This is a genomic window from Azospira inquinata, from assembly GCF_018905915.1.
Classification (GTDB): domain Bacteria; phylum Pseudomonadota; class Gammaproteobacteria; order Burkholderiales; family Rhodocyclaceae; genus Azospira; species Azospira inquinata.
Window position 1 is genome coordinate 2,207,143 of sequence record NZ_CP064782.1, and the last position, 26,258, is coordinate 2,233,400.

General features: G+C 66.1%; 24 protein-coding genes. 9 read left to right on the forward strand and 15 right to left on the reverse strand.

From position 1 onward, the window contains the following. Nucleotides 1-75 precede the first annotated feature (75 nt). Nucleotides 76-357, forward strand: coding sequence for a hypothetical protein (locus tag Azoinq_RS10105; protein ID WP_216129454.1), 282 nt, complete (start codon nucleotides 76-78; stop codon nucleotides 355-357). A gap of 227 nt (nucleotides 358-584) precedes the next feature. On the opposite strand, the gene argH is transcribed toward Azoinq_RS10105, so the two are convergent. Further along, the gene (gene argH, locus Azoinq_RS10110; RefSeq protein ID WP_216129452.1) at nucleotides 585-1,970 is read right to left on the reverse strand and encodes an argininosuccinate lyase; all 1,386 of its coding nucleotides are present in this window, start codon (nucleotides 1,968-1,970) and stop codon (nucleotides 585-587) included. 231 nt (nucleotides 1,971-2,201) lie between these two features. Here argH and Azoinq_RS10115 point away from each other — a divergent pair, with 231 nt between their 5' ends. The 3 genes from Azoinq_RS10115 to Azoinq_RS10125 are packed head-to-tail and all read left to right on the forward strand — an operon-like array spanning nucleotide 2,202 to nucleotide 5,582. Next, the gene (locus Azoinq_RS10115; RefSeq protein WP_216129450.1) at nucleotides 2,202-3,224 is read left to right on the forward strand and encodes a sensor histidine kinase; all 1,023 of its coding nucleotides are present in this window, start codon (nucleotides 2,202-2,204) and stop codon (nucleotides 3,222-3,224) included. Then, complete coding sequence (locus Azoinq_RS10120) at nucleotides 3,221-4,018, forward strand: LytR/AlgR family response regulator transcription factor (RefSeq protein WP_216129449.1); 798 nt, start codon at nucleotides 3,221-3,223, stop codon at nucleotides 4,016-4,018. The genes Azoinq_RS10115 and Azoinq_RS10120 overlap by 4 nt, the downstream gene beginning before the upstream one ends. Before the next feature lie 31 nt (nucleotides 4,019-4,049). Beyond that, entirely contained in the window at nucleotides 4,050-5,582 is a 1,533-nt protein-coding gene (locus tag Azoinq_RS10125; protein ID WP_216129446.1) for a mechanosensitive ion channel family protein, read from the forward strand. A gap of 261 nt (nucleotides 5,583-5,843) precedes the next feature. Here Azoinq_RS10125 and Azoinq_RS10130 read toward each other — a convergent pair whose 3' ends face one another. From Azoinq_RS10130 to Azoinq_RS10140, 3 genes are all read right to left on the reverse strand, one after another. After that, nucleotides 5,844-6,452 (reverse strand): methyltransferase domain-containing protein, encoded by a 609-nt coding sequence (locus Azoinq_RS10130; protein ID WP_216129444.1) that lies wholly within the window; start codon nucleotides 6,450-6,452, stop codon nucleotides 5,844-5,846. Nucleotides 6,453-6,462: 10 nt separating this feature from the next. Next, nucleotides 6,463-7,338: a GIY-YIG nuclease family protein gene (locus Azoinq_RS10135; RefSeq protein WP_216129442.1), complete on the reverse strand. Its 876-nt coding sequence runs from the start codon at nucleotides 7,336-7,338 to the stop codon at nucleotides 6,463-6,465. Between the two features lie 153 nt (nucleotides 7,339-7,491). After that, on the reverse strand, nucleotides 7,492-8,928 hold the full coding sequence (locus Azoinq_RS10140) for a DegQ family serine endoprotease (protein ID WP_232368455.1): 1,437 nt from the start codon (nucleotides 8,926-8,928) through the stop codon (nucleotides 7,492-7,494). A gap of 508 nt (nucleotides 8,929-9,436) precedes the next feature. On the opposite strand from Azoinq_RS10140, the gene hemC reads away from it, so the two are divergent. From hemC to Azoinq_RS10165, 5 genes are all read left to right on the forward strand, one after another. Beyond that, on the forward strand, nucleotides 9,437-10,324 hold the full coding sequence (hemC, locus tag Azoinq_RS10145) for a hydroxymethylbilane synthase (protein ID WP_408627117.1): 888 nt from the start codon (nucleotides 9,437-9,439) through the stop codon (nucleotides 10,322-10,324). A 47-nt stretch (nucleotides 10,325-10,371) separates the two neighbouring features. Continuing rightward, the gene (locus Azoinq_RS10150) at nucleotides 10,372-11,160 is read left to right on the forward strand and encodes a uroporphyrinogen-III synthase (RefSeq protein ID WP_216129436.1); all 789 of its coding nucleotides are present in this window, start codon (nucleotides 10,372-10,374) and stop codon (nucleotides 11,158-11,160) included. A gap of 180 nt (nucleotides 11,161-11,340) precedes the next feature. Next, nucleotides 11,341-12,495, forward strand: a complete 1,155-nt coding sequence (locus tag Azoinq_RS10155) for a uroporphyrinogen-III C-methyltransferase (RefSeq protein ID WP_216129434.1) — start codon at nucleotides 11,341-11,343, stop codon at nucleotides 12,493-12,495. Next, on the forward strand, nucleotides 12,492-13,691 hold the full coding sequence (locus Azoinq_RS10160; protein WP_216129432.1) for a heme biosynthesis HemY N-terminal domain-containing protein: 1,200 nt from the start codon (nucleotides 12,492-12,494) through the stop codon (nucleotides 13,689-13,691). Before Azoinq_RS10155 ends, Azoinq_RS10160 begins: the two co-directional genes overlap by 4 nt. Nucleotides 13,692-13,759: 68 nt before the next feature. Then, nucleotides 13,760-13,999 (forward strand): hypothetical protein, encoded by a 240-nt coding sequence (locus tag Azoinq_RS10165; RefSeq protein WP_216129430.1) that lies wholly within the window; start codon nucleotides 13,760-13,762, stop codon nucleotides 13,997-13,999. Nucleotides 14,000-14,119: 120 nt separating this feature from the next. On the opposite strand, the gene hemF is transcribed toward Azoinq_RS10165, so the two are convergent. The 11 genes from hemF to Azoinq_RS10220 all read right to left on the reverse strand — a co-directional run bounded on the left by hemF (nucleotide 14,120) and on the right by Azoinq_RS10220 (nucleotide 26,204). After that, on the reverse strand, nucleotides 14,120-15,040 hold the full coding sequence (gene hemF / locus Azoinq_RS10170; RefSeq protein WP_216129428.1) for an oxygen-dependent coproporphyrinogen oxidase: 921 nt from the start codon (nucleotides 15,038-15,040) through the stop codon (nucleotides 14,120-14,122). Nucleotides 15,041-15,053: 13 nt separating this feature from the next. Then, on the reverse strand, nucleotides 15,054-16,784 hold the full coding sequence (locus tag Azoinq_RS10175; protein ID WP_216129426.1) for a GGDEF domain-containing protein: 1,731 nt from the start codon (nucleotides 16,782-16,784) through the stop codon (nucleotides 15,054-15,056). A 5-nt stretch (nucleotides 16,785-16,789) separates the two neighbouring features. Further along, on the reverse strand, nucleotides 16,790-18,070 hold the full coding sequence (purD, locus tag Azoinq_RS10180; protein ID WP_216129424.1) for a phosphoribosylamine--glycine ligase: 1,281 nt from the start codon (nucleotides 18,068-18,070) through the stop codon (nucleotides 16,790-16,792). Between the two features lie 60 nt (nucleotides 18,071-18,130). Continuing rightward, nucleotides 18,131-18,733 (reverse strand): lipid IV(A) palmitoyltransferase PagP, encoded by a 603-nt coding sequence (gene pagP, locus Azoinq_RS10185; RefSeq protein WP_216129422.1) that lies wholly within the window; start codon nucleotides 18,731-18,733, stop codon nucleotides 18,131-18,133. A gap of 8 nt (nucleotides 18,734-18,741) precedes the next feature. Beyond that, complete coding sequence (purH, locus tag Azoinq_RS10190; protein ID WP_216129420.1) at nucleotides 18,742-20,307, reverse strand: bifunctional phosphoribosylaminoimidazolecarboxamide formyltransferase/IMP cyclohydrolase; 1,566 nt, start codon at nucleotides 20,305-20,307, stop codon at nucleotides 18,742-18,744. Between the two features lie 70 nt (nucleotides 20,308-20,377). Further along, a complete protein-coding gene (locus tag Azoinq_RS10195; protein ID WP_216129418.1) occupies nucleotides 20,378-20,617 on the reverse strand; it encodes a helix-turn-helix domain-containing protein in 240 nt (79 codons plus the stop codon). Nucleotides 20,618-20,680: 63 nt separating this feature from the next. Beyond that, nucleotides 20,681-21,730 carry a tRNA dihydrouridine synthase DusB gene (gene dusB / locus Azoinq_RS10200; RefSeq protein ID WP_216129416.1) on the reverse strand — a complete coding sequence of 350 codons (1,050 nt, stop codon included), beginning with the start codon at nucleotides 21,728-21,730 and terminating at the stop codon, nucleotides 20,681-20,683. A 232-nt stretch (nucleotides 21,731-21,962) separates the two neighbouring features. Beyond that, nucleotides 21,963-23,162, reverse strand: a complete 1,200-nt coding sequence (locus tag Azoinq_RS10205; protein WP_216129414.1) for an FAD-dependent monooxygenase — start codon at nucleotides 23,160-23,162, stop codon at nucleotides 21,963-21,965. Then, nucleotides 23,152-24,474, reverse strand: a complete 1,323-nt coding sequence (locus Azoinq_RS10210) for an aminopeptidase P N-terminal domain-containing protein (RefSeq protein WP_216129412.1) — start codon at nucleotides 24,472-24,474, stop codon at nucleotides 23,152-23,154. The genes Azoinq_RS10205 and Azoinq_RS10210 overlap by 11 nt, the downstream gene beginning before the upstream one ends. A 35-nt stretch (nucleotides 24,475-24,509) precedes the next feature. Next, nucleotides 24,510-25,196 carry an N-acetylmuramate alpha-1-phosphate uridylyltransferase MurU gene (gene murU / locus Azoinq_RS10215; RefSeq protein WP_232368457.1) on the reverse strand — a complete coding sequence of 229 codons (687 nt, stop codon included), beginning with the start codon at nucleotides 25,194-25,196 and terminating at the stop codon, nucleotides 24,510-24,512. Between the two features lie 9 nt (nucleotides 25,197-25,205). After that, nucleotides 25,206-26,204 carry an aminoglycoside phosphotransferase family protein gene (locus tag Azoinq_RS10220; RefSeq protein WP_216129410.1) on the reverse strand — a complete coding sequence of 333 codons (999 nt, stop codon included), beginning with the start codon at nucleotides 26,202-26,204 and terminating at the stop codon, nucleotides 25,206-25,208. Nucleotides 26,205-26,258 lie beyond the last annotated feature (54 nt).

Genomic DNA, 26,258 nt, shown 5'->3' on the forward strand with positions numbered 1-26,258 from the left:
GGCGTCTCCAGATGGTCGGGTCTCCCTCCCTGGCACGGGTCTCCCCGGGAGGCCCGGACGAAGAAAGGAGCAGGCATGTCCAACGAGAGTGAAGTCTTTGCCCTGATCGGGCGCATCCACGTACTGTTGCGGCGCACTTTAAACCGCATTACGGACGTGGATTACATGCGGGAAAACGTGGAATACGCCCGGGCCATGGTGGCCCTGGCGGAAGGCACGGGGAATCCGGAGCTGCTCCAGCTCTGCCAGCGCCTGCGGGAGGTGATGGGCCTCACCGATAGCGCCCCCGGTGGGGCGGAGGAAAGCCCCCAGGAGGCCCCCAAGCCGCCCCGCAAATATTTGTTCACCCTGCGCTGAGGGAAATTCTATCCGGGGAATGGGCTTACCCCTTCCGGAAGGGGGCGTGGCCTGTGCCGCTAGGCATGGGGCGACGGTTGGGCGTGGGTGCCTTGCCACCACAGCCGTACCGTCCTCCGGCACCCTAAACAAAACCGCCGCCGGCTAAGGTGCCCGGCGGCGGTAGTAGGAGATCGGTGCGAAACCGATCCGGGGCGGCGTGCCGCCCCGGAAAAGGCTGAGGGGGTTTACAGGCGTTGCTTGGCCCGGGCCACGGCGGCCTTCACCTGGACGGGGGCGGTGCCGCCGATGTGGTTACGGGCGGACAGGGAGCCTTCCACGGTGAGGGCCTGGGCCACGTCGGACTGGACCAGGGGAGAGAAGGCTTGCAGCTCGGCCAGGGTGAGATCGGCCAGATCCTTGCCCTGGGTTTCCGCCGCCTTCACCGCCGAGCCCACCACCTCGTGGGCTTCCCGGAAGGGCAGACCCTTGCGCACCAGGTAGTCGGCCAGATCGGTGGCGGTGGCAAAGCCCTGGGCCAGGGCGTTGCGCATGTTTTCCGGACGGGCCTGGATGCCCCCCATCATGTCGGCGAAGATGCGCAGGGTGTCGATCACCGTGTCGGCAGCGTCGAACAGGGGTTCCTTATCTTCCTGGTTATCCTTGTTGTAGGCCAGGGGCTGGCCCTTCATCAGGGTGAGCATGGCCACCAGATGGCCGTTCACCCGGCCGGTCTTGCCCCGGGCCAGTTCCGGCACGTCCGGGTTCTTTTTCTGGGGCATGATGGAAGAGCCGGTGCAGAAGCGGTCGGCGATTTTGACGTAGCCGAAGCGGGGATTCATCCACAGCACCAGTTCTTCCGAGAGCCGGGAGAAGTGGGTCATGAGCAGGGAGCAGGCGGCGCAGAATTCGATACCGAAATCCCGGTCGGACACCGCGTCCAGGGAGTTTTCACAGACCCCGTCAAAGCCCAGCTGCTGGGCCACGAATTCCCGGTCGATGGGATAGGTGGTGCCGGCCAGGGCGGCGGCCCCCAGGGGCAGGCGGTTAGCCCGTTTGCGGCAATCCAGGAAGCGTTCCTTGTCCCGCTGGGTCATTTCAAAATAGGCCAGCAGGTGGTGGCCGAAGGTGACGGGCTGGGCCACCTGGAGGTGGGTGGAGCCGGGCATGGGGGTGGCCGCTTCCTTTTCCGCCAGGGCCAAAAGGGCGGTCTGGAAGGCCTTGATCAGTTCTACGATGGAATCGATGGTGTCCCGCAGCCAGAGGCGGATGTCCGTGGCCACCTGGTCGTTACGGGAGCGGCCGGTGTGGAGGCGTTTGCCCGCATCTCCCACCAGGGTGGTGAGGCGCTTTTCGATATTGAGGTGCACGTCTTCCAGGTCCAGGGACCATTCGAACTGGCCCCCTTCGATTTCCGCCACGATCTGGGCCATGCCCTTTTCGATGTCCGCCAGATCGGCGGCCTGGATAATACCCTGCTTGGCCAGCATCTTGGCGTGGGCCAGGGACCCGTTGATATCCTGGCGCCAGAGGCGCTTGTCGAAGTCGATGGAGGCGGTGTAACGCTTGACCAGGTCGGACATGGGTTCGGAGAAACGACCGGCCCAGGTGTAGGAAGAATTCTGTTGGCTCATGATGGTTGGGAATTTGCAGGCTAAAATGGCGCGATCCGGTCGGCGGTGCCCGCACGGTGCGGTCGCAGGGTCCCGAAATGGGCGGCGGGCGGACCGGTGGCCGGGAATTTCCCGGGGCCTTGCCGATGCCGGACCGGAAACGGTCAATCCAGGGGACCGGCGGGGCGGGGAAAGTCCCCGAGACCCCGGAAAAACCGGGAAACAGCCCGAATCTTCCGTCATTTCAAGGAAATGCCAAGTATAAAGCAAAACCCCGCCGCCCACCCCCTGCCCGACTGCCGGAACCTGGGGGTGATGCTGCGCATTCTCCTGGGGGCCAACCTGGCTGCCCTGGTGGCGGCCCTGATTCTGGACAGCCCGGGCACCTGGCGGGGCTGGGGCGAAGCCCTGCTGGAAGTGTCCGCCTGGGTGGAACTGCCCCTCCTGGTGCTCCTGGGCCTGCTGGCCCTGGGCCGGGACCTGCTCTGGCGCCTGCCCCCGCCCGCGGCCCAGGGGGTGGTGCTGGCCGGGGCGGCCCTGGTGGCGGCGGTGCAATACGATTTCTGGCGCTTCATGGGCCTGGTGGAAGGGGCGGGCACCCTGCGGGCCATGCTCCTGGCCATGGCCCTCTGCGGCGGCCTGCTGGGCTATTTTGCCCTGCGCGCCCGGGCCTTTTCCCCGGCGGTGGCGGAGGCTAGGCTCCAGGCCCTGACCGCCCGCATTCGCCCCCATTTCCTTTTCAACAGCCTCAATGCGGTGCTTTCCCTGATCCGCAGCGAACCCCGCCGGGCCGAGCAGGCCCTGGAGGAACTGGCCGAGCTGTTCCGCGCCCTGATGCGGGACGCCCGGGAGCTTTCCCCCCTTTCCGACGAAATCGCCCTGTGCCGCCAGTATCTGGATCTGGAAAAGCTGCGTTTGGGGGATCGGCTGAAGGTGGAGTGGACCGTGGCGGATGTTCCCCAGGATGCCCTGGTGCCGCCCCTCATGCTCCAGCCTTTGCTGGAGAATGCGGTCTATCATGGGGTGGAACCGGGGGAAGGGGTGGGCAGCATCCACATCGGCTTCGCCCGGCAGGGGGACGACATGAGTATCGAACTAACCAATCCGGCCCTGTCCGGCAGTGGCCACCAGGCGGGCAATCGCATGGCCCTGGCCAATATCCGGGAGCGGCTGGCGCTTTACTATGACCTGGAAGCCCGCCTGGAATGGGGGGAAACGGAAGGCCGCTACCGGGTGCGTATCCTCCTGCCCCTGCGTCGGGAGGCCCGGCCATGACCCCGGAGACCGGCACCGCCCCCCTGCGCCTGCTCCTGGTGGATGACGAGGCTCCGGCCCGGCGCCGCATGGGGGAACTGCTCTCCGACATTGCCGCCGAACTCCCCACCCAGGTGGTGGGGGAGGCGGCCAATGGGGAGGAGGCCCTGGCCCGGCAGCAGGCGGAGCCTGCCCAGGTGGCCCTGGTGGATATCCGCATGCCCGGCATGGACGGTCTGGAACTGGCCCAGCATCTGGCCGGGCTGCCCCAGCCCCCGGTGGTGATTTTTGTCACCGCCTTCGACGATTACGCCGTCCAGGCCTTTGAACTCAATGCGGTGGATTACCTGCTCAAGCCCGTGCGGGCGGCCCGGTTGGCCGTGGCGCTGGATAAGGCCCGGCGCCTGCCGCCCCTGGCCCCGGAGACCCTGGGCCGGTTGCGTCAGGGGGCCGGGGGCTGGGAGCGCCAGCGCCGCCACCTGTCCTGCCACGAGCGAGGCCGCCTGCTCCTGGTGCCCGTGGCGGAGGTGCGCTATTTCAAGGCGGATCTGAAATATGTGTCCGCCCGCACCCGGGAGCGGGCCTATCTGCTGGACGAAACCCTGACCCACCTGGAGGAGGAATTTGCCGACCGCTTCGTGCGCCTGCACCGGGGCGTGCTGGTGGCCCGGGATGCCCTGGCCGGTTTCGAGCGGGGTGTGGGGGGCGGGGAAGATGGGGGCGACCAATGGTTGGCCCTGGTCAAGGACCTGCCGGAAGAGCGCTTGCCGGTGAGCCGGCGTCAGTGGCCGGTGGTGAAACAACTGGTGAAATAGAACCGGGGCTGCCCCCAAGGAAAGGTTGGCGATGGATGAACTGATCAAGGGCATGGTGTCCCTCTCCTGGTGGGAAGACCTGCCCGCCCTGCTGGTGGCGGTGGCCCTCATGGCCGTGTTGCTGTGGGTGTTTCTGCCCCAGCGGCGCCACACCATCTACAACACCCTGGCCTTTCTCGCCTTTTGCCTGATCATTGATCTGGCTGGGGCGGTATTGAATGTCACCGGCTTTACCCGGGTGGCCCACGGCCTGGGGGAGGTGGCCTTGGTGGGCCAGGGCATGGCGGTGATCCGCCTGGCCGGGCTGCTCCTTTTCCGCCTCTGTCTGCCCCTGGTGGGCATTACCACCCCGGGCATACTGGAAGACGTGCTGGCCATTTTTGGCTATGTGGTGTGGGGCCTGATCCGGCTGTCCATCGCCGGGGTGGATCTCTCCAGCCTGCTCACTGCTTCCGCCGTGGTGTCCGCTGTGCTGGCCTTTGCCATGCAGGACACCCTGGGCAATATCTTGGGGGGCATTGCCCTGCAACTGGATAATTCCCTGGAAATCGGGGACTGGGTGCGCCTGGACGACCTGTCCGGCAAGGTGGTGGAAATTCAATGGCGCTATACCGCCATCCGTACCCGTAACGGGGAAACGGTGGTGGTGCCCAACAGCCAGCTCACCAAAAACCGCTTCGTGGTCCTGGGGGACCTGTCCTACCCGGCCTCCGGCCTGCGCCGCTGGATCTGGTTTGGCGTGGATTACGGGGTTTCTCCCACCAAGGTGCTCGGTCTGGTGGAGCGGGTGGTGGCCAATGCGGACATCCCCGGGGTGGCCAAGAGCCCGGCGCCCAACTGCGTGGTCATGGAATTCGCCCCCGGCTACGTCCATTACGCCCTGCGCTACTGGCTCAACGATCTGTTGCAGGACGATCCCACCGATTCCGCCGTGCGGGTCCATGTGCTGGCTGCCCTGCAACGCCACGGTATGCGGGTGGCGGTGCCGGATCACCGCATCCATCTGGTCAAGGAAGGGGAATCCCACTGGGAGCGGGTGGCCAGCCAGGAGCGGCAGCGCCGCCTGAAGGCCCTGCAAGGGGTGGAACTGTTCTCCCACTTAAGCGAGACGGAGCTTTCCCAACTGGCGGACCGGCTTATCTACGCCCCCTTTGCTAAGGGGGACGTGATGACCCAGCAGGGGGCGGTGGCCCACTTCCTCTACCTGGTGACGGAAGGGGAGGCGGAATCCTGGTATCAGGCGGAAGACGGCAGCCGGCGCCTGCTCATGACCATTAAACCCGGGGAAGTGTTCGGCGAACTGGGCCTCATGACTGGCACGCCCCGTACCTCCTCGGTGCTCGCCCGGACAGACGTGGAAGCCTACCGGCTGGATAAGGCCGGGTTTGAGGACATCATCCATTCCCGCCCGGAAATCGCCGAATCCCTCTCCCATATCCTGGCCCGCAGCCAGCAGCAGCTAGAAGAACTGCGGCGCCAGACCCCGGTGCTCAGCAGCGACGAAGAAAAAGCCCGGCGCCGGGCCGACATGCTGGCCCGCATCCGGCAGTTTTTCAGCCTTTAAGCGGGGGACCGAAGCTCTTCCCGGGCAGGTGTGAGGCTCGGGAGGGGCGGGATCGGCTCAATGGGCAGAGGTCCGGGCCTAGAAGGAGGGCAGGCTTGCTCGCCTTAGGGGGATGGTAGGACGGACGCTCCGGGGGGCTTTAAGGTTTCCGCCCAGCCCCAGCCCCGAACCGAACCGAACCGAACCGAACCGGCCTCGGGCGTGCTCCATCCCCTGATGGCCGGGAGGGGGCGCCCGGCCCTTTGTCCAGGCGCCTCCGCCCTAATCCTCCAGCCGTTCCCAGACCTGCCAGGTCTCCCCCGTGCCAAACAGGGGCACGGGGCTTTGGCTGGGAAGCTGTTCCCGTTGCCGGAAGGCCGGGCCCAGCAGGCTTTCCAGCTGGTCGGGGGCCAGACCGAAGGGAGGTCCCTTGGGTTCGTCCCCCTGGAAAAACCAGCCCACCAGATGGCCCCCGGGCCGGATCAGCCGGGCCATGCGGGGACCGTAGTCGGCCCAGACGCGGCGGGGCAGGGCGCAGAGAAAGGCCCGCTCCACCACCAGATCAAAGGGGCCCGGGGGCGTGAAGGTGAAAAAGTCGTCGCACACCAGCTGGCCGGACCAGTCCCCCAGGGTGGCCCGGGCTACCGCCACCGCCTCCTGGGAAAAATCCAGGGCCGTGACCTCCCAGCCGGTCCGGGCCAGAAAGGCCGCTTCCTCCCCGTGGCCACAGCCGGGCACCAGGGCCCGCCCCGGCGCCCGTTCCTTTACCCATGCCACCAGCTCCGGCCCCACGCCCGGTGCCCGCCAGGGAATCACCGCTTCCCGAAAACGTTTGTCCCAGAAATCCGGTAGCTCCGGGCGTTGGTGGGGAAGCTTGGGGGCAGCGGTCATGGGCGAGGGCTCAGTGGGCGGAGTTGGGGGCGCTGTTGCCCGGGGCGGATTCCAGTTGCTTGAGGGTTTTGCCGCTTTTGTTTTTCCAGGCGGTCAGACCGTTGGCGCTGCCCCCGTGAATGACGGCAGCGGCAGCGCTGGGGGAGGGAAATTCCTCATCCTGGGTGAAGCGCAGGGAGGTGCCGTCGTCCTGGAGGCAGCCGCTCGCCAATAGCTTTTGCCGCAGATGCTGTATCCATGGGCTTTTGACGGCGGAGGGCCGCTCTTCCCTGGACGCCTGGGAGCCTTTGAGTACGGTGAGGCCGCTGGAAGTGAGCTTGCCCTTGGCCACCAGCCCCTTGATTTCGCAATAGAGCAGATTCTGGTGTTCCCCCGGGCCCGTCACGGCGGGCTTGCTGAGAAAGTCTCCGCCCAGCACGGGCAGGAGCTGGTGGATTTTGCCGAGGAAAATCTCCATGTCCTCCCGGTCCGATTCGGGCAGCCGGGCGCCACTTTCCTGCCGGTTCTCAACGGCGGCCCGTTTGGCTTCCTGGGCTTGGGTGATGAGGCGCCCTTCCAGGTAACGGATGTGGGCCTTGGTCAGGTTGTCGTCTTTGCTGATGAAAAAATAGACGTGATTCCAGAAATCTTTGGTCCCCAGATGTTGCCGCAGGCGGTCCCGGATGGATTCTGCCTCGCCGATATAGACCTTGGCTTGGCCGGATTCGGCATCCACACCGGAGAGGAAATAGACTCCGGGGTTCTGGCTTTCTTCCCGCTTTAACAGGGCGTCGGCCTCGCTGCGCGGGGCAGCCACGGCTTTGCCGGTCCAGTTGGATATTTCGGCGGTGCGCAGGCTGCGGGCATCTCCATGAACGAGGAAGAGTTTGATGGTGGCGCTGGGCATGGGGGAGGGGGGCGGAGGTTTCAATGGCTGGGGAGTTTAACCTCTGCTTCCTTTGGGACCCAAATGCCCCCGTCCTGTCCCAGGCAAGGGCGCAAAAAAAAAGCCCCGGGATAAACCCGGGGCAATCCATATCGAGGGTGAGAGGGAAAAGGGTTAGTCCAGGGTGATGGGGACGTAGAGGCGGGCGCTGTCCCGTTGCACCAGGAGGGCGAAATGTTTGCCAGCGGCTTTCACCAGCTTGCGGAACTGGGCTACGTCGCTTACCCGGGTCTGGCCCAGGGCCAGGATTACGTCTCCGGCCTGGATGCCAGCCTTGGCGGCGGGGCCCGTGGCGTCCAGCACCAGGAGGCCGCCGCTGCTTTCGATCTGGGCCGCTTCCGTTTTGCTCAGGGGACGCAGGGCCAGGCCCACCTTGCCGCCGTCGCCGCTGTCCGTGGCGCTTTGCTGTTTGTCTCCGGGAATTTCCGCCAGGGCCACGGTCTTGGTCAGGTGCTTGCCGTCCCGCAGCAGGCCTAGATTGACCCGGGTGCCGGGGGCCGTGTCTCCCACCAGGCGAGGCAGGTCGTTGGCCTCGTCGATGGTCTGGCCGTTAAAGCTGAGGATCACGTCTCCGGGCTGGAGGCCCGCCTTGTCCGCCGGGCTGTCCTTATCCACGGCCGCCACCACCACGCCGCTGGCCTTGGCTAGGCCGAAGGATTCGGCCAGGTCTTTGGTGAGGGGCTGGATGGTGACGCCCAGACGCCCCCGCTTCACCGTCCCCGTGGTCTTTAGCTGGTCCATCACCTTCATGGCCACGTCGATGGGGATGGCGAAGGCGATGCCCTGATAGCCGCCGGTCTGGCTGTAGATTTGGGAGTTGATGCCTACTACTTCACCCCGCAGGTTGAAGAGGGGGCCGCCGGAATTGCCCGGGTTGATGGCCACGTCGGTCTGGATGAAGGGCACGTAGCTTTCATCCGGCAGGGCCCGGGATTTGGCGCTGACGATACCGGCGGTGACGGAGTTTTCAAAACCGAAGGGGGAGCCGATGGCGGCTACCCATTCCCCCACCTTGAGCTTGGCCGGGTCGCCCAGGCGCACGTAGGGCAGGTTTTTTGCGGCGATTTTAATGAGGGCCACATCGCTGCGTTTGTCCGCTCCCACCACTTTGGCCTTGAATTCCCGCTTATCCGTGGTTTTTACCGTCAATTCGGTGGCGTTGGCCACCACATGGGCGTTGGTGAGGATGTAGCCGTCACTGCTGACAATGAAGCCGGAGCCGATGCCGTGGGTCTCCCGGGGCTGCTGGGGCAGGGCGCCCAGGCCGCCGAAGCGGCGCAGGAATTCATAGAAGGGGTCGTCCGGGGACAGGGCGGCGGTCTTGGTGGTTTGGGTGGTGGCGATATTCACCACCGCGCCCCCCACCTGCTGGACCAGATTGCTGAAATCGGGCAGACCGGTGGGGGTGGCCAGCAGGGGCGTTTGCCCGGCGGGGTTGTCCCCAGCCGCCTGGGAGGGGGAAATAAAGGCGAAATCGGAATAGCTGGCGGCGGTGGCGATGCACAGGCCGGCGACGAAGGAGGCGAGGATGCCGTAGGCGGATTTACTCACAGGTTTCCTCCATGGAAAAAGAAAGGACGGGCGCCCGCGACTGATCAGAATCGGTGGGGCATGGCAACAAGATAACCCAAGACTTTTGGCAAAAAGCCCCATGTTACATACCGTTACAGCTTAAACCGGCCTGTTACCGAGATGGCTAAATGGGGACGTTGGCATTTTTCTCAAGCCCGGGGGGCGGTGTCCCGGCGGTGGACGGCACGGGGCGAAAATGCCCCCGGAAAAGGGGGCGGGGACGGGGATCTCAAGGGCCGGAGCAGCCGCCTCCATCCCCCGGGGCGCCCAGGGACGGGGGCGGGAGGCGGGGTGGGGCCGGGGGCCGTGTTAGAATATGCCCCTCTTTCCCGGCTTGGCCGGGGCTGGGGGCCGTTTCCCAGGGCGAAACGGCGGCGCCGCCGAGCTTCCCCGGTCAAACTTTTCCCCATCGGGGGTCCAATTGAGCCAAAACTCCGCCAATCCTCCCTCCCGCATCGTTATCGCCTCCCGGGAGTCCCGCCTGGCCATGTGGCAGGCCGAACATATCCAGAGCCGCCTCCAGGCCCTCTATCCCCGCGCTGAAGTGGTCATCCTGGGTATGACCACCCGGGGCGACCAGATCCTGGACCGTCCCCTGTCCACCATCGGTGGCAAGGGCCTGTTCATTAAGGAACTGGAAGTGGCTATGGCGGAAGGGGCGGCCGATCTGGCCGTCCATTCCCTCAAAGACGTGCCCATGGATATGCCGGAAGGCTTTTCTCTGGCCGCCATTTCCGCCCGGGAAAATCCCCGGGACGCCTTTGTTTCCTCCAAGTACGCCAGCTTGGACGAGCTGCCGGAAGGGGCCGTGGTGGGCACCTCCAGCCTGCGCCGTCAGGCTATCCTGGGGGCCAAGTATCCCCATCTGCAAATCCAGAGCCTGCGGGGCAATCTGGACACCCGGATGCGCAAGCTGGACGAAGGCCAGTACGACGCCATTATCCTGGCGGCGGCGGGCCTCATCCGTTTGGGGATGAAAGACCGTATCCGGGCCGTTTTGACCCCGGAACAGTCCCTGCCCGCCCCGGGCCAGGGCGCCCTGGGCATCGAAGTCCGGGCCGACCGGGCCGATGTGCTGGACTGGGTGGCGCCCCTCCACGACGCCCCCACGGCTCATTGCGTGCGGGCCGAGCGGGCCTTTTCCCGGGCCCTGGGCGGCAGCTGCCAGGTGCCCCTGGGAGGCTATGCCATTCTCACGGACCAGGGCCAGCTCTGGCTGCGGGGCTTTGTCGCCAGCCCGGACGGCCGGTCCATGGTGGCGGACGACATCCGGGGTAATCCGGCGGAGGATGAAATCCTCGGCCAGACCCTGGCGGAACGTCTGCGGGCGGCCGGGGCGGATGCCATTCTCGCCGGTCTGAACAGCGCCGCCTGAGGGCTCTCCCGGGGCCTTTGTCGCCCCGGACCTGCCCCTTTCCTGCCATGACGTCCCCCCCTTCCTCCGCCCCCGGCCCTTTGGCCGGGCGTACCGTGGTCGTGACCCGGCCCCGGGAACAGGCCGCTCCCCTGGCGGAGCGCATCCGGGCGGCGGGGGGCCAGGCCCTGATCTATCCCCTGCTGGAAATTTTGCCCGCCGATCCCCAGGCGGTGCGGGATCGGGTGCCGGATCTGGCCCGGGCCTACTGCGCCTTTTTCGTCAGTCCCAATGCGGTGCAACACAGCCTGCCCCTGATCCTGGCCCAGGGCCCCTGGCCTGCCACCCTGCTCCCGGCGGCGGTGGGGGGCGGAACGGCGGCGGCTCTGGCCCGTTTCGGTCTGGAGCGGGTGGTGGCGCCCCGGGAACGCTTTGATTCCGAGGGCCTCCTGGCCCTGCCAGAATTTGGGCCGGAGCGGGTCGCCGGCAAAGAGGTGCTCATTTTCCGAGGTGACGGGGGCCGGGAACTGGTGGCCCAGACCCTCACGGAACGGGGCGCCCGGGTGAGCTACGTGACCTGCTACCACCGTCGCTCTCCCCAGGATGGGGCCGCACCTCTCCTGGCGGCCTGGGGGGCGGGGAGTCTGGATGCCCTGGTGCTGTCTTCCAGCGAGGCCCTGACCAATCTCTGGTCCCTGCTGGACCCGGCGGGCCGGGCCCGGCTGGCGGCCACCCCGGTTTTTGTGGTCCATCCCCGCATTGCCCAGGTGGCCCGGGACCTGGGCCTGGTTCGGGTGGAAGTCACCGGCCCGGGGGACGAGGGCCTTTTTGCCGGGCTCTGCGCATATAATTGGTAAGCTCGGGTTTGCGCCCCTGCCGGCGGCCCCGGTAGCCCGATTCGGCCTGAAGGAGGGGGCTGCCGTAGGAAGCCCGGACTTTGGGATTTCGGGCCCTTGCCTAGTATTGGGAAGGGTCCCGCCCAGGCCGCCTGGGGCCCCTGTTTTGCTTTGTCCATTTCTATTTTTTCCCCAATCGCCATGCAAGCTGACGCTCCCGACGCCTCTTCTTCTTCCCCTTCCGCCGCTGCTCCGGCCTCTGGCCCGGAAGCGCCCCGGAATCCTGCCGCCGATCCGGCGCCGGGAGCCACGGGGGCGCCCGGTACCCCAGGCGCTGGGACGCCCTTGTTCCCGCCCGTTCCCCCCGTTCGGGCGCCTCGGCACTGGGGCCCCTGGCTGGTAGCCGCCCTGGTGGGGTTAGCCCTGCTCGGCTGGCAGTGGGGCGAGACCCGCTACAAACTGCATCAGGCCCAGGCCGAACTGGCCCAGCGGGTGGATGCGGCGGATAGCGCCAGCAAGGAAACCCGGGGGCTGGCCAAGCAATCCCAGGATGAGGTGGCCCAGCTGGAAGCCAAGGTGGGCGCCCTCCAGGCCAAGCAGGACGAATTCCAGAGCCAGCAGGCCTCCCTGGCCAATCTTTACCAGGACATGGTGCGCAACCGGGATGAATGGACCCTGGCGGAAATCGAGCAGAGCCTGACCCTGGCGGCCCAGCAGTTGCAGCTGGCGGGCAACGTGCCCGGGGCCATCCTGGCCCTCCAGGCGGCGGATGCCCGGCTGGCCCGCTCCGCCCAGCCCCAGTTCCTCGGCCTGCGCCAGGTTCTCAACCGGGATCTGGCCCGGCTGCGGGCCGCGCCCCTGGCCGATCTGCCCGGGATGAGCGTGGGTCTGGAAACGGTTCTGGGCAACGTGGATCGTCTGCCCCTGGCCTTTGAAGCCCGGCCCCGCCCGACCCGGGAAGGGGCCGCCACGTCGGCTCCCACCTGGTGGCAGCGCCTGGGCACGGGCCTCTGGGATGAGTTGAAAGGCCTGGTACGGGTGCAGCGCCTGGACCGCTCCGAGCCCGCCCTGCTGGCCCCGGAACAAAGCGCCTACCTGCGGGAAAATCTCAAGCTGCGCCTGCTTAACGCCCGGCTGGCCATGCTCTCCCGGGATCAATGGACCTTCCGCAGCGAACTGAAACAGTCGGAAGCCTGGCTGGAACGTTACTTCAACACCCAGGACCCGGGGGTGGCCAATGCCCTGAGCACCGTGCGCCAGCTGGCCGGCACCGATCTGATGATTAAGCTGCCGGACCTCAATGAAAGCCTGGGAGCGGTGCGTAGCGTCAAGCTGGGCAAGGAGGCGGGCAAATGAAAGGCCTTTCCTGGTTTATCCTCCTCTTTGCTCTGGCCGCCGGGCTGGCTCTGGCGGCCCAGGGCAACGGGGGCTATGTGCTGGTGGTGTTGCCCCCCTGGCGGGTGGAAATGACCCTGAATCTGGTGCTGGTGGCCCTGGGACTTCTGTTCCTGGCCGCCTACCTGGTGTTCCGGGGCCTTTCCCTGGCCTATGCCTTGCCGGGCAAGGTAAGTGAATTTCGTCTGCGCCGGACCCGGGAAAAGGCGGGCAATGCCTTTCAGGAAAGCGTTCAGCGCTGGCTGGAAGGGCGTTACGGCCAGGCCCAGAAGCGGGCCGGGGATGCCTGGGAAGGGGGCTATGCCCCCCTGCTTTCGGCCCTGGTGGCCGCCCGGGCGGCCCACGCCATGCGCCAGGAGGACAAGGAAGCCCAGTGGCTGGAACGGGCCCGGGGCGGGGAAACGGAACCCTCCGTGGCCCGGCTCATGGTGGAAGCGGAATTTTGCCTGGATGGTCGGGATTTCGATGGGGCGGCTGCCGCCCTGGAACAGGTTCAGGCCCGCTCCGGGCGCCATTTGGCGGCCATGCGCCTAGAACTGAAGGCCCAGCAGGGGCGCAAGGACTGGCCCCAGGTGCTGCGTCTGGCCCGGCAGCTGGAAAAGCGCCGGGCCCTGGCCCCGGAACTGGCCCGGGAAATCAAGCTGCAAGCCCATCGGGAAGCCATCCGCCTGCGGGAAGACGATGGCGGTCTGCTCCTGGCCTATCTGCGGGGGGTGCCGGAAGAGGAATTCCATCCCCGGCTGGTGGCCAGCGCCGCCCGGGCCCTGTATCAGCAGGGCGCCCGGGCCGAGGCCCTGGGCCTGGTGGAAAGCCGCCTGGAAAAGGCCTGTGCCGAGGACGCCTGCTGGAGTCCGGAACTGGTGCGGCTCTACGGGGAATGGGGCGAGGGGGATTTGACCGCCCGTATTGCTCGGGCCGGTAAATGGCTGCAACAAAGACCCCAGGATGGGGAACTGTTGCTGGCCCTGGGGCGTCTCTGTCTTAAGCAACGGCTGTGGGGCAAGGCCCAGAATTATCTGGAAGCCTCCCTGTCCGTGGCCGAAAGCCGGGAAGCCCATCGGGAACTGGCCCGCCTCTTTGAAGCGACGGATCGGAGCGAAGCGGCCAACACCCATTACCGGGCCAGTCTGGAAGTCCCGGCGGCGCCGGGCCGTTGATTTTTGTCCCCTTTTCCGGGGAAGATAAGCACACCGCCACCATACCTTCCGGGGGAAAGGACGCCACAATGCTGGGACTGGATTTACGCAAAATCTACAACTTCTATCCGGTGGAGCCCCCGCCGGACCCGGCGGCCCTGCCCACCGGGGGGGATATTTATTACGAGTGCCTGGATTGCACCACCATCGTCAATTCCGTGCCCCACTTGAAGAGTGCCTGCGCCTGCGGCAATCTGGCGGGGTGCGGTGGCAGTCTGTCGGTGAAAGACCCGAGCCGGGTCCGGGTGGTGCGAGGCAAGCTGAAGTAAGCACTCTCGGACCCCATCAAGGTTCGGACGAAAAAAGGAGCCCTGGGGCTCCTTTTTTTATGGCCGGAAAACGGGGGGAGGGTGGTCCCCGCCCCGTTTTTTCTAGGCAGACTTCCTGCCCTAGACCCAGTCCCGGGGCGGGAGAAAGTCGGTGTAGAGGGCCGCTTCCGGGCTGCCCGGCTCGGGCTGCCAGTCGTAGCGCCATTTCACCACCGGGGGCAGGGACATGAGAATGGATTCGGTGCGCCCCCCGGACTGGAGCCCGAACAGGGTGCCCCGGTCCCAGACCAGGTTGAATTCCACGTAGCGGCCCCGGCGATAGGCCTGGAAGTCCCGTTCCCGCTCCCCGTAGGGCAGGTTACGGCGCTTTTCCAGGAGGGGCGGGTAGGCCAGGAGAAAAGCATCCCCCACGCTGCGGGTCAGGGCGAAGCAGCGCTCGAAGCCCCCCTCGTTCAGGTCGTCGTAGAAAATGCCCCCCACGCCCCGGGCTTCCTGGCGGTGCTTCAGGTAGAAATATTCGTCGCACCAGCGTTTGTAACGGCCATGGACCTCCGGGCCGAAGGGGGCCAGGGCCGTCTGGCAGGTGCGGTGAAAGTGTTCCGCGTCTTCTACAAAGCCGTAGTAGGGGGTGAGGTCCATGCCGCCGCCGAACCACCAGATGGGCTGGTCGTCGGAACCGGCCCGGGGATGGGCGATGAAAAAGCGCACATTCATGTGGGCCGTGGGGCAATAGGGATTGCGGGGGTGGAGCACCAGGGAAACCCCCATGGCTTCGTAGCGGCGCCCAGCCATTTCCGGGCGCACGGCGGTGGCGGAGGCGGGCAGGGCGGCCCCGGCCACGTGGGAAAAATTCACCCCGCCCCGCTCAAAGAGATGGCCTTCTTCGATGAGGCGGCTTACGCCACCGCCCCCTTCGGGCCGCTGCCAGGCATCCCGGCGAAAGGGCTGGCCGTCCTGGGCCGAGAGGGCCTGGACCAGCCGTTCCTGGAGGTCGGTGAGATAGGTGAGGACGGGGGCGGTTTGGGGGGTGTCGGGGGTCATAGGGGCGCTTATTTTAGGAAGGGTCGGTACGGCGGCGCTGGGGGGTGCCGGGGGCCGGATGTCCCGGGTCGGGCTCGGGGGCGGCTAGCTGGTAACGGTTGCGGCCCGCCTGCTTGGCCTGGTACATGGCCGTGTCCGCCTGGCGGATGAGGGTGGCTACGCTGGGGGGCAGCCGGTCTTCCGGCCCGACGCAGGCGATGCCGATGGAAACGCCAATATGGATTTCCTGGCCGTTAATCAGGAAGGGCACGGCAATGGCGTCCAGGCAGCCCTGGGCAATCCGTTCCGCGACCCGGTGGGCGAGGTCGATGTCGGTGAGGAGAATGATGAATTCATCCCCTCCCTGGCGCACCACCATGTCGTCCCGCCGCACGCAGCTGCACAGGCGCAGGGCCACCTCTTGCAAGACCCGGTCCCCCATGTCGTGACCCCAGCGGTCATTGACCGTCTTGAAGCCGTCCAGGTCCAGGAATAGCAGGGCCAGGTGGTGGGGATGGGTGGCCATGATGGCCAGCTCCGCTTCCAGTTTTTCCGTCAGGGGGTCCCGGTTGGCCAGACCGGTGAGGGCGTCCCGGCGGGCCATGGCCGCCAGCTGGGCTTCCTGGGCGGCCAGTTTGTGCTGGAGCTGGTTGAAACTGGTGGCCACCCGGGCGATTTCCTTCAAGGGGGGCACGGGCAGGGGCTGGGCCGGCTGGGTGCCTTCCGCCATGCTTTGGAGCCGCTCCGCTAGTGCCGCCAGGGGTGCCATGAGCCGGTTCACCGCCCAGAGCAGGAGCAGGAGCAGGGGGAGGCCGATGCCCATGGCCAGCAGCACCGTATTCCGTACCGCATTGTCCGCCGGGGCCAGGGCTTCCTTGGCGGGCAGGCGGGCGGTGAGAACCCAGCCCACATGGGGGACGTCCACGCTGGTCACCAGTTCCTCGGCCCCCTGGGCATTGCGTTCGATACCCACGCCCCGGTGGCCGATGGCGATTTGGTCGTGGAGGGGGTCCTGGCCCGGCAGGGGCAGGGGGGCCATGGTCAGGGACGGGTCGGTGCCGGTGACAAAGGCGTTGTCCCGGGGCGCCATGAGTTCATAGGTGCCGCCCCGGCCGGGTCGGGCGGTGATGATCTGGTCCAGGAAGCCCGGGGTGTCCAAAGGGGTAACCCCGAGAACTACGGCCAGGAGATGCTGGCCCCGGTCATAGAGGGGGGTGGCCACGGCCAGGGAGGGGTGGCTGGTGGCCCGGGCCTTCAGGGGCTTACTGAAATAGGTGTGGCGGGTGGCGGTGGCGCCGATGAACCAGTCCCGGTCCGTAAAGCTCTGGGGCCGGTTGGGCATTACCGGGGTTTGGGCCAGCAGGGGGCCCCCGTCCGCCGGCACTATCATGAGGCCGGTGGGGAACAGGGTGTAAATGGCCCGCCGTTCTTCCAGCCAGCGTTGCAGGGCTGGTCTATCCTGGAGCAGTTCCTTGGGAATATTGGCCGCCACCTTTTCCAGGCCTTCCTTGCGCAGGGCCAGTTTGCTGCCGATGTCCCGGGCGATGAAGGTGGTGGTGTCCAACTGCTGCTGCAACACTTCCCGGACGATGTCCGCCTTCAGCCGGTAGGCGGCGATGAAGGTGATGCTGGCCCCGGTAATGAGGAACAGGGCGATGATCAACAGGGCAATACGTCCCCGCAGGCTGCGGGGACAGTAAGTACACCAGCGGTCGATCCAGGAAGCGGGGGCGGCCAGGGAGGGCTGATCGGTGTCCGCTGTCACGGCCGTTAGTGGGCGATGGCCCGGTAGCCGATGTCCCGGCGGTACTGCATGCCCTCAAAGCGGATTTGATTGACCACCTCGTAGGCCCGCTTCTGGGCTAGCTTGACGCTATCCCCCAGGGCGGTGACACAGAGCACCCGGCCCCCGGCGGTGACCGCCTGGTCCCCCTGGTGGGCGGTGCCAGCGTGGAAGACGTGCACGTCTTCACCAAAGCTGTTGCCCTGGGCCGGCAGGCCCACGATCACGTCTCCCTTTTTCGGAGTATCCGGGTAGTTGGCGGCCGCCAGTACCACCCCTAGGGCGATGCGCCGGTCCCATTCGGTTTCGATCTGGTCCAGGGTGCCGCTCACCCCGTGTTCCAAGAGCTTCAGGAAATCGGATTTGAGCCGCATCATGATCGGCTGGGTTTCCGGGTCCCCCATACGGCAATTGAATTCCAGGGTTTTCACCGAGCCGTCCTTGCCGATCATGAGACCGGCGTAGAGGAAGCCGGTGAAGGGAATGCCGTCCGCTTCCATGCCCCGCACCGTGGGCAGGATGATTTCCCGCATCACCTTGGCGTGGATCTGGGGAGTGACCACCGGGGCCGGGGAATAGGCCCCCATGCCCCCGGTGTTGGGGCCCGTGTCCCCTTCGCCGATGCGCTTGTGGTCCTGGCTGGAGGCCAGGGGCAGGACGTTTTTGCCGTCCACCATGACAATAAAGCTGGCTTCTTCCCCGTCCAGGAAGTCCTCGATCACCACCCGGGCCCCCGCATCTCCCAGCTTGTTGCCGGAGAGCATGTCGTCGATGGCGGCATGGGCCTCTTCCAGGCTCATGGCCACCACCACCCCCTTGCCGGCGGCCAAGCCGTCGGCCTTGATGACAATGGGGGCGCCCCGACCGTCCACATAGGCGTGGGCCGCCGCCGTGTCGGAGAAGGTTTCAAAGGCAGCGGTGGGAATCTGGTGCCGGGCCATGAAGCGCTTGGCGAAATCCTTGGAGGATTCCAGCTGGGCCGCTTCCTTGGTGGGGCCAAAAATTTTCAGGCCCCGGGCCCGGAACAGATTGACTACCCCGGCGGCCAGGGGGGCTTCCGGCCCCACCAGGGTGAGGTGAATGCCTTCCTTGACGGCGAAATCCGCCAGGGCCTCCGGATCCGTAATCGGCAGATTTTCCAGTTCCGGTTCCCGGGCCGTGCCCGCGTTACCCGGGGCTACGTAGATTTTCTGGACGCCGGAAGTCTGGGCCAGTTTCCAGGCCAGGGCGTGTTCCCGGCCACCGGAGCCAATGACGAGTAATTTCATGGTGAGGACTCTTGCAAGACGAAAGGGAGAGGGGGCTTCCCGGAGAAGCCGACCCGCTGGTCAGAAGCGGATCTTGCCCCAGAAAAAGAGAATGTTACCGAATCCCCGGCCCCCTGGCACGTAGGCGGATTCCAGGGAAAAGCGGCCGTGCTCCAGGGATGCCATGGGTAGCACGGCGGGAATGGGGCTGTAATGGCCGATGTCGGAGCGAGCGGTGAGAAAGGCGGTATAGCCCAGGCCCCCTTTCCACTCCCGGCCCAGGGGCCAGTAGGTTTTGTAGCCGTAGCCGGCCATGTATTCCGGCCGGCTGTGGGAATCCTGGAATTCCATCACATACAGGCCATGCCAGTCCCCATCCCGGTCATACATGCCTTTGCCGATGCCCAGGCCCCAGGGATCTTCGTTAAAGCTGTCGATCTTGTCCCGGGTATAGGCGAAGCGGAAATGGTGGGTATGGAGGGGAATGTACAGTTCCGGGGTGCCCTGCTGCCAGATGTCCTGGATGCGCTGGCTGGCCCGGTAGAACCAGCCCTGGGCTTCCACCGTCTTGGTTTCCAGGGGCGTGAGCTCGGGCGCCGGGGCCGCCCCTTCCCCCTGGGCGAAGCCAGCCAGCCCCAGGCCAATGGCCAGGAGCAGGGGGCGCCAGAAGGAAGGGGCAACCATGGGCGGGCCTAGTGGCGGAAGTGACGGGCGCCGGTGAAGACCATGGCCAGGCCATGTTCGTCCGCCGCGGCGATGACTTCCGCGTCCCGCACCGAGCCGCCGGGCTGGATCACCGCCAGGGCACCGGCTTCGGCCAGCACGTCCACCCCGTCCCGGAAGGGGAAGAAGGCGTCGGAAGCCACACAGGAACCGGCCAGGGAAAGGCCCGCATTCTTGGCCTTGATGGCGGCGATGCGGGTGGAGTCCACCCGGCTCATTTGTCCGGCGCCCACCCCCAGGGTCATGCCGCCGCCGCAGAAGACGATGGCGTTGGATTTAACGAACTTGGCCACCCGGTAGGCGAAGAGCAGGTCTTCCAGCTGGGCGTCGGTGGGGGCCTTCTTGGTCACCACCTTCAAGTGGTCGGGCTGGACATTGAACATGTCCGGGGTTTGGACCAGCAGGCCGCCGCCGATGCGCTTCAGCTCAAAGGCCTGGTAGGCCCGTTCCAGGGGCACTTCCAGAACCCGCAGGTTTTGCTTGGCGGCGAGCAGGGCTCGGGCCCCATCGGTGAAGCCCGGGGCGATGAGCACTTCGACGAAGTGCTTGCGGGCGCCCATGGCGTTCACCACATCCACATCCACCGTGCCGTTGAAGGCGATGATGCCGCCGAAGGCCGAGGTGGAGTCGGTCTGGAAGGCCTTTTCATAGGCTTCCAGATGGGCGGCGCCGATGGCTACGCCACAGGGATTGGCGTGCTTGACGATGACGCAGGCCGGGGTGGTGAAGGTCTTGACGCATTCCCAGGCCGCATCCGCATCCGCGATGTTGTTGTAGGACAGTTCCTTGCCCTGCAACTGGGTGAAGTTGGCGATGCCCCCGGCCACCGGCTCCGGATCCCGGTAGAAGGCGGCCTTTTGGTGGGGGTTTTCCCCGTAGCGCAGCACTTCGATACGGTCGTAGGCGGTGTGGAAGGCGGCGGGGAACTGCTGGGGCTGATTCTGTTCGTCCAGGCTGGTGAGCCAGTTGGCGATGGCGGAATCGTAGCGGGCGGTGTGGGTGAAAGCCTTCTTGGCCAGGGAGAAACGGGTCTCCAGGGTCAGGGCCCCTTCATGGGCGTGCATTTCGTCCAGCAGGGGCTGGTAGTCCGCCGGATCGGTGACGATGGCCACGCCAGCGTAATTCTTGGCGGAGGAGCGGACCATGGCCGGGCCGCCGATGTCGATGTTTTCAATAGCGTCCGCCAGGGTGACGTCGGGCTTGGCCACCGTTTCCCGGAAGGGATAGAGATTGACGCACACCAGGTCAATCATGGGAATGCCGTGCTTTTCGATGGTGGCCATGTGGGCGGGCAGATCCCGGCGGGCCAGGATGCCGCCGTGGACCTTGGGATGGAGGGTCTTCACCCGGCCATCCAGCATTTCCGGAAAACCCGTGTAGTCGCCGATCTCGGTGACGGTCAGACCGGCTTCCCGCAGCATTTTGGCGGTGCCGCCGGTGGACAGCAGTTTCACGCCCTGGGCGGCCAGGCCCCGGGCAAATTCGAGAACGCCCCGTTTGTCGGAAACGGAGATCAAAGCTTGACGGATTTTCATGATGTCAGTTGTGAAGTGAATGTGTGTGGCGGAATGAAAACGGTGGGCGAAAAAAAGGGGCGGGGCGGGCTCAGGCGATGAGCTGGTACTCCACCAGTTTTTTGCGCAGGGTGTTGCGGTTAATGCCCAGAATTTCAGCGGCCAGGGTCTGGTTGCCTCCGGCTTGGGCGAGTACGACTTGCAGCATGGGTTTTTCCACGCTCTTCAGCACCATGTCGTAGACGGCGGCGGGCTTTTCCCCGTCCAGGTCCCGGAAATACTGTTCCAGAGCCCCGTAAACGCAGGTGGAAATATCATTGTTACGGCTCATGGCCTCCCTGCCTTCTCTCAAAAATAACCCGTTGGCCGTCCCTTGCTCCGTCGAACTGCGGAGTTAGGCGGCCAGATTCCGGGGTGCTGCTTCGGATGCCGGAATCTCCCCTGCCTCCGGCGCGTACTGCAAACGTTCCCCCTGGTCCGCCAGGGAGAAAAAGAAGTCGTTGACCGCCTGCTGCTGCATTTCCAGAGTGGGCAACTGATTCATGTGATGGCGGAAATGGGCCGAGCCCACCAGGCCCCGGGTGTACCAGGAAATATGCTTGCGGGCGATGCGCACTCCGGCTTCCACCCCGTAGAAACTGTAGAGGTCGTCCAGGTGGGCCAGGAGAATCCGGTGGATTTCCCGGACTTCCGGGGCGGGCAGAGTCTGGCCGGTTTTCAGATAGTGTTCGATTTCCCGGAAAATCCAGGGGCGGCCCTGGGCGGCCCGGCCCACCATGACCCCGTCAGCCCCGGTGTAATCCAGCACCAATTTGGCCTTTTCCGGGGAGGTGATGTCCCCGTTGGCGATGATGGGAATGGTGGCGGCGGCTTTGACCGCCCGGATGGTGTCGTATTCCGCTTCCCCGGTGTATTGCTGGCAGCGGGTGCGGCCATGGATGGTCAGGGCCCGGATACCGGCGGCTTGGGCGATTTTCAGAATGGCCAAGGCGTTACGGTTTTCTGCGTCCCAGCCGGTGCGGATTTTCAGGGTGACCGGAGTGTCGGGCACGGCCTGCACCACCGCTTCCAGAATGCGTTGCACCAGGGGCTCGTCCCGCAGCAGGGCGGAACCGGCCATCACATTGCAGATTTTCTTGGCCGGGCAGCCCATGTTGATGTCGATAATCTGGGCGCCCCGGCTCACGTTGTAGCGGGCCGCCTCGGCCATCATGGCCGGATCAGCCCCGGCGATCTGTACGGAAATGGGGTCCGCTTCCCCTTCGTGATTGGCCCGGCGCTGAGTCTTTTTGCTGCCGTAGAGCAGGGAATTGGAGGTGACCATTTCGGACACCGCCAGACCGGCGCCCAATTGCTTGCACAGCTGCCGAAAGGGCCGGTCCGTAACCCCCGCCATGGGAGCGACGAAGAGGTTGTTGCGCAAAGTGTGGCCAACAAATTCCATGGCGGCAAAAAGCTCTCGGTTCAAGCGGTTAGCAAGGGGCAACGGGCGCAAAGGGGGCGGGACGTGCCGGTGGGACAGGGGAGGCCGCGTTCTTGGAAAGGGGCGGCAAGGGGGCGAATTGTACTCCACCCGGCGCTTAAAAAATAGTCACCACCCCGGGTTGGGGTAGGATTTTCCCTACCCGGTTCCCTGGGATGGGGGTGCCCCCTCCCCAGGGGGCGTCCCCTACCTTTTAAGGCCAGGCCCGGGCGCCCCAGATCATGCGCTTGGCGACGAAATGGCGGGCTCCCGGAAAGAGATCCAGGGCGGTGAGGCCCAGGCCCCGGATCAGGCGTAGGCCGGGCTGGTCGTTGGAGAAGAGACGCACGATGGTGTCCGTAAAAAGGGCGCCTCCCTGCCGGTCCGCCCGCCGTCCGGCGGCATAGGCCGCCAGGCGCCCGGCTTCCCCTGGATCGTCTCCGGGCCGTCCGGCATTGAGGCGCCGGGCCAGTTCCCAGGCATCTCGCAGGCCCAGGTTAAAGCCCTGGCCGGAGACCGGGTGCAGGGTCTGGGCGCTGTTGCCCACCCACACTTCCCGGCCCCGGACCAGGGTGGGGCGCACCCGCAAGGCCAGGGGAAAGTGGGAGCGGGGGCCCACGGCGGTAAAGCGGTGGCGCTGGCCGAAGCGTTCCTGGAGCACGGCCAGGAAGGCGGTGTCGTCCAAAGCCAGGAGGCTGTCTGCTTCCTTTTCCCTGACGGTGAACACGATGGCGAAACCGTCCTCCAGGGGCAGGAGGGCCAGGGGGCCGCCGGGGGTGAAGCGTTCCCAGGCCCGGCCACCGTGGCTGCCCTCAATGCGGACCTCGGCCAGCAGGGCCTGTTGGCCGTATTCCCGCACCGGCACCTCCGGGTCGTCGTAGGGCGTGCCTTCCCCGTGCACCAGCAGGGGGGCGCGGAGGATCGTGTTCCCGGTGGGGCCGGTGAGCTGGACGGTCATGGCCCCGTCTTGGGCTTCAACCCGGGTGACCTGGTGGCCATGCCAGAGACTGAGGCCAGGAGCCGTATCCAGCCGGGCGTCCAGGGCCTGGGCCACGGCACCGTAGCGCAGCACGTAGCCCAGGGCGGGAAGCCCGTAATCCCGGGCATGCATCAGGGTGCGACCAAAGCCGCCCCGCTGGGAGACGTGGATTTCTTCGATGGGGGTGGCGGCGGCCGTGTTCCAGGCGTCCAGTTGCCCCAGGAGCTGGCGGGCGCCGTGGGACAGGGCCAGGGCCCGGGGGTCGCCCCCGTAACTGCCCCGGGGGGCTTTATCCACCAGAGCCACCCGGCGACCGCCCCGGGACAGGGCCAGGGCCAGGGTCATACCCACCGGCCCGGCCCCCAGAATGATGATTTCCGGTGCTTCCCGGGGGGCGGCTGGGGTGTCCTGGCTGGTCTGGGGCTCAGGCGTCATGGCGCATCACCGCTTCAATGTCCGCCACGGTCTTGGGGGCGGTGGTGTAAACCGCACAGCCGTCGGCGGTAATGAGAATGTCGTCCTCAATGCGGATACCGATGCCCGCCAGCGCTTCGGGCACTCCCGGGCCCGGGCGCAGGTAGAGGCCCGGTTCCACGGTGACGGTCATGCCCGGTTGGAGCAAGGTCCAGCTGTCCCCGTCCTTGTAGGGGCCCGCGTCGTGCACATCCAGGCCTACCCAGTGGCCGGTGCGGTGCATGTAGAAACGTTTGTAGTCCCCATTCTCCAGCAGGCCGTCCACGCTGCCCTGGAGTAGGCCCAGATCCACCATCCCCTGGGTCAAGACCCGGACGGTGGCTTCATGGGGCGTCATAAACGGTACCCCGGGCCGGGAGGCGGCGATGGCGGCGGCCTGGGACGCCAGGACGATTTCATAGACGTCCTTCTGCACCGAGGTGAAACGGCCGCTCACCGGGAAGGTCCGGGTGATGTCCGAGGCGTAGCCTTCCACTTCGCAGCCCGCGTCGATGAGCACCAGATCCCCGTCTTTCAAGGCCTGGTGATTGCTGTCGTAGTGCAGGGTACAGGCGTTCCGGCCGCCTGCCACAATGGGATTGAAGGAGTGGCCGTCGGCGCCCAGGCGGCGGAATTCGTAGCTCAGTTCCGCTTCCAGCTGGTATTCCATCATCCCCGGGCGGCAGGCCCGCATGGCCCGCAGGTGCCCGGCGGAGCCGATGGCGGCGGCTTTGCCCATGACGGCGATTTCGTGGTGATCCTTGACCCGGCGCATGGCGTCCAGGCGGGAGCGCAAATCCCGAATTTCTTCCGGGGCCCGCTTGCCAGCCCGGGCCTGGGCCCGCACCCCGTTCAAGGCCGTGGCGATGCGCTCATCCCAGGCACTGTCGTGGCCCAGGGAGTGCCACAGGGTGGGGCGGTCCGCCATCAGTTCCGGCAGACGGGCGTCCAGTTCATTGATGGAATAGGCGGCGTCGAAGCCGAAGGCCGTCCGGGCCCCTTCCGGGCCGTAGCGGAAGCCCTGCCAGATTTCCTGTTCTTCATCCTTGTCCCGGCAGAAGAGAATGCTCTGGGGGGCTTCCCCCGGGTGGCGGGGGCCGGCCAGGACCAATACGGCTTCTGGCTCGGGGAAGGCGGTGAGATACCAGAAATAGGAATCCGCCCGGTAAGGGTGGTAGTTATCCCGGTTGCGGGGGCGTTCAGGGGCGGTGGGGATGATCGCTAGCCCGGCGCCCATGTCCGCCAGCAGGCGGGTCCGGCGGGCAGCGTAGGGGGCAAGGTGGGAAGGATGCATGGAAAATGTCCTGGCAAAAGGTCCGGGGATAAAAATTAGGGGGCGGAAGGGGCGGCGAGTTCCCGGTCCAGGCTGGCCAGCCGTTCCGGGGTGCCCACGTCTTCCCAGCGACCCGGGTGTAATTCGCCCCCCAGACGGTGGCCGTCGGCGGCCTGGCGCAGCAGGGGCGCCAGCTTGGCCCCCTGATGGGGCGGGGTGTGGGCGAACAGGGCCGGATGGTAAACCCCCAGGCCGCTGTAGGTGTAGCGCACCGGCCCGGTGTTACCCACCTGGCCCCGGTCATCCAGGGCAAAATCCCCCTGGGGATGGTGGGGCGGGTTGGGCACCAGGACGATGTGGGCTAGGTTGGTACCCAGGTCCAGCTGCCGGGCCCGGGCGAAGGGCCAATCGCAATACACGTCCCCGTTAACCACGAGAAAGGGCTCGTCCCCCAGGAGGGGGAGGGCGGTGGCAATGCCTCCGGCGGTTTCCAGGGCTCCGGGGGGTTCGGGAGAGTAGGCGATGTGCAGGCCCCAAGCCTGGCCCTGGCCCAGGGCGGCTTCGATCTGGGCGCCCAGGTGGGCGTGGTTGATCACCACTTCCCGGAACCCGGCGGCGGCCAGACGTTCCAGGTGCCAGACGATGAGGGGTTTGCCTCCCACGGCCAGGAGGGGCTTGGGGGTGTGGTCCGTGAGGGGGCGCATGCGTTCCCCCCGTCCGGCGGCCAGAATCATGGCTTTCATGGGCCGATCCTAGAAGGTGTAACCCACCTGGCTGACGCTGGGTTCCAACTCTTCCAGCAGGCGCCAGAGGGGGCGCAGCTCCCCGTAACGTTCGCAGGTGCGGCGCAGGTAGGCCATGACCCGGGGCATATCCGCCAGGTAGCCGTCCTTGCCATCCCGGTGATAGAGCCGGGCGAAAATGCCTAGAACCTTGAGCTGGCGCTGGGCCCCCATCCACTCGTAATCCCGGTAGAAGTCGTCGAAGGCGGCGGGCACGGGCAGCTTGGCCCGGCGGGCCAGTTCCCAGTAGCGGATCACCCAATCCAGCTCCTGTTCTTCCTCCCAGCTGATATAGGCGTCCCGGAACAGGGAGACGGGATCGTAGGTGAGGGGGCCGTACACCGCGTCCTGGAAGTCGATGATTCCCGGATTAGGGTCGCTGACCATGAGGTTGCGGGAGTGGTAATCCCGGTGCACATAGCCCTGGGGCTGGGCCAGTACATTGGCCAGGAGCTTCTCCTTGGCGGTCTGCCAGACCTTTTCCTGGGCCGGGGTGAGGGTTTTGCCCAGGTGTTTGTTCACATACCAGTCGGGGAACAGATCCAGTTCCCGTTCCAGTAGGGGCCGGTCATAGGCGGGCAAGACCCCGGGCTGGCTGGCTTGCTGGATGCGGACCAGGGCGGTGAGGGCCTCCCCGTAAAGGGCCGGGGCGTTGTCCTGGTTCAGTACGGCGAGATAGGTGGTGTTGCCCAGGTCGGAGAGCATGAGAAAGCCCAGTTCCAAGTCCTGGGCCAGCACCCGGGGCACATGGACCCCAGCGGCGGCAAACAGGGCCCCCACCTTCAGCCAGGGGCGGCAGTCTTCATGGCCCGGCGGGGCATCCATGACAATCAGGGAAGGCCGTTCGTCGGCGAATTGGAGGCGGAAGTAACGGCGAAAACTGGCGTCCGCGGAAGCGGGTTGAATGTCCAGGGATTCTCCCGGGTACTGGCGGGCAATCCAGTCCCGCAGCAGCTGATTGCGCGGCATGCCGCTTCTCCTTCAAGGGTTAATGCTAAAATGGCGCGATTTTAGCACCCGCGC

Bases quoted from the DNA above. Each gene is read 5' to 3' on its own strand.
- Azoinq_RS10105 (WP_216129454.1), top strand. From the start codon at position 76: ATGTCCAACGAGAGTGAAGTCTTTGCCCTGATCGGGCGCATCCACGTA.
- argH (WP_216129452.1), bottom strand. From the start codon at position 1,970: ATGAGCCAACAGAATTCTTCCTACACCTGGGCCGGTCGTTTCTCCGAA.
- Azoinq_RS10115 (WP_216129450.1), top strand. From the start codon at position 2,202: ATGCCAAGTATAAAGCAAAACCCCGCCGCCCACCCCCTGCCCGACTGC.
- Azoinq_RS10120 (WP_216129449.1), top strand. From the start codon at position 3,221: ATGACCCCGGAGACCGGCACCGCCCCCCTGCGCCTGCTCCTGGTGGAT.
- Azoinq_RS10125 (WP_216129446.1), top strand. From the start codon at position 4,050: ATGGATGAACTGATCAAGGGCATGGTGTCCCTCTCCTGGTGGGAAGAC.
- Azoinq_RS10130 (WP_216129444.1), bottom strand. From the start codon at position 6,452: ATGACCGCTGCCCCCAAGCTTCCCCACCAACGCCCGGAGCTACCGGAT.
- Azoinq_RS10135 (WP_216129442.1), bottom strand. From the start codon at position 7,338: ATGCCCAGCGCCACCATCAAACTCTTCCTCGTTCATGGAGATGCCCGC.
- hemC (WP_408627117.1), top strand. From the start codon at position 9,437: ATGTGGCAGGCCGAACATATCCAGAGCCGCCTCCAGGCCCTCTATCCC.
- Azoinq_RS10150 (WP_216129436.1), top strand. From the start codon at position 10,372: ATGACGTCCCCCCCTTCCTCCGCCCCCGGCCCTTTGGCCGGGCGTACC.
- Azoinq_RS10155 (WP_216129434.1), top strand. From the start codon at position 11,341: ATGCAAGCTGACGCTCCCGACGCCTCTTCTTCTTCCCCTTCCGCCGCT.
- Azoinq_RS10160 (WP_216129432.1), top strand. From the start codon at position 12,492: ATGAAAGGCCTTTCCTGGTTTATCCTCCTCTTTGCTCTGGCCGCCGGG.
- Azoinq_RS10165 (WP_216129430.1), top strand. From the start codon at position 13,760: ATGCTGGGACTGGATTTACGCAAAATCTACAACTTCTATCCGGTGGAG.
- hemF (WP_216129428.1), bottom strand. From the start codon at position 15,040: ATGACCCCCGACACCCCCCAAACCGCCCCCGTCCTCACCTATCTCACC.
- purD (WP_216129424.1), bottom strand. From the start codon at position 18,070: ATGAAATTACTCGTCATTGGCTCCGGTGGCCGGGAACACGCCCTGGCC.
- pagP (WP_216129422.1), bottom strand. From the start codon at position 18,733: ATGGTTGCCCCTTCCTTCTGGCGCCCCCTGCTCCTGGCCATTGGCCTG.
- purH (WP_216129420.1), bottom strand. From the start codon at position 20,307: ATGAAAATCCGTCAAGCTTTGATCTCCGTTTCCGACAAACGGGGCGTT.
- Azoinq_RS10195 (WP_216129418.1), bottom strand. From the start codon at position 20,617: ATGAGCCGTAACAATGATATTTCCACCTGCGTTTACGGGGCTCTGGAA.
- dusB (WP_216129416.1), bottom strand. From the start codon at position 21,730: ATGGAATTTGTTGGCCACACTTTGCGCAACAACCTCTTCGTCGCTCCC.
- Azoinq_RS10205 (WP_216129414.1), bottom strand. From the start codon at position 23,162: ATGACGCCTGAGCCCCAGACCAGCCAGGACACCCCAGCCGCCCCCCGG.
- Azoinq_RS10210 (WP_216129412.1), bottom strand. From the start codon at position 24,474: ATGCATCCTTCCCACCTTGCCCCCTACGCTGCCCGCCGGACCCGCCTG.
- murU (WP_232368457.1), bottom strand. From the start codon at position 25,196: ATGAAAGCCATGATTCTGGCCGCCGGACGGGGGGAACGCATGCGCCCC.
- Azoinq_RS10220 (WP_216129410.1), bottom strand. From the start codon at position 26,204: ATGCCGCGCAATCAGCTGCTGCGGGACTGGATTGCCCGCCAGTACCCG.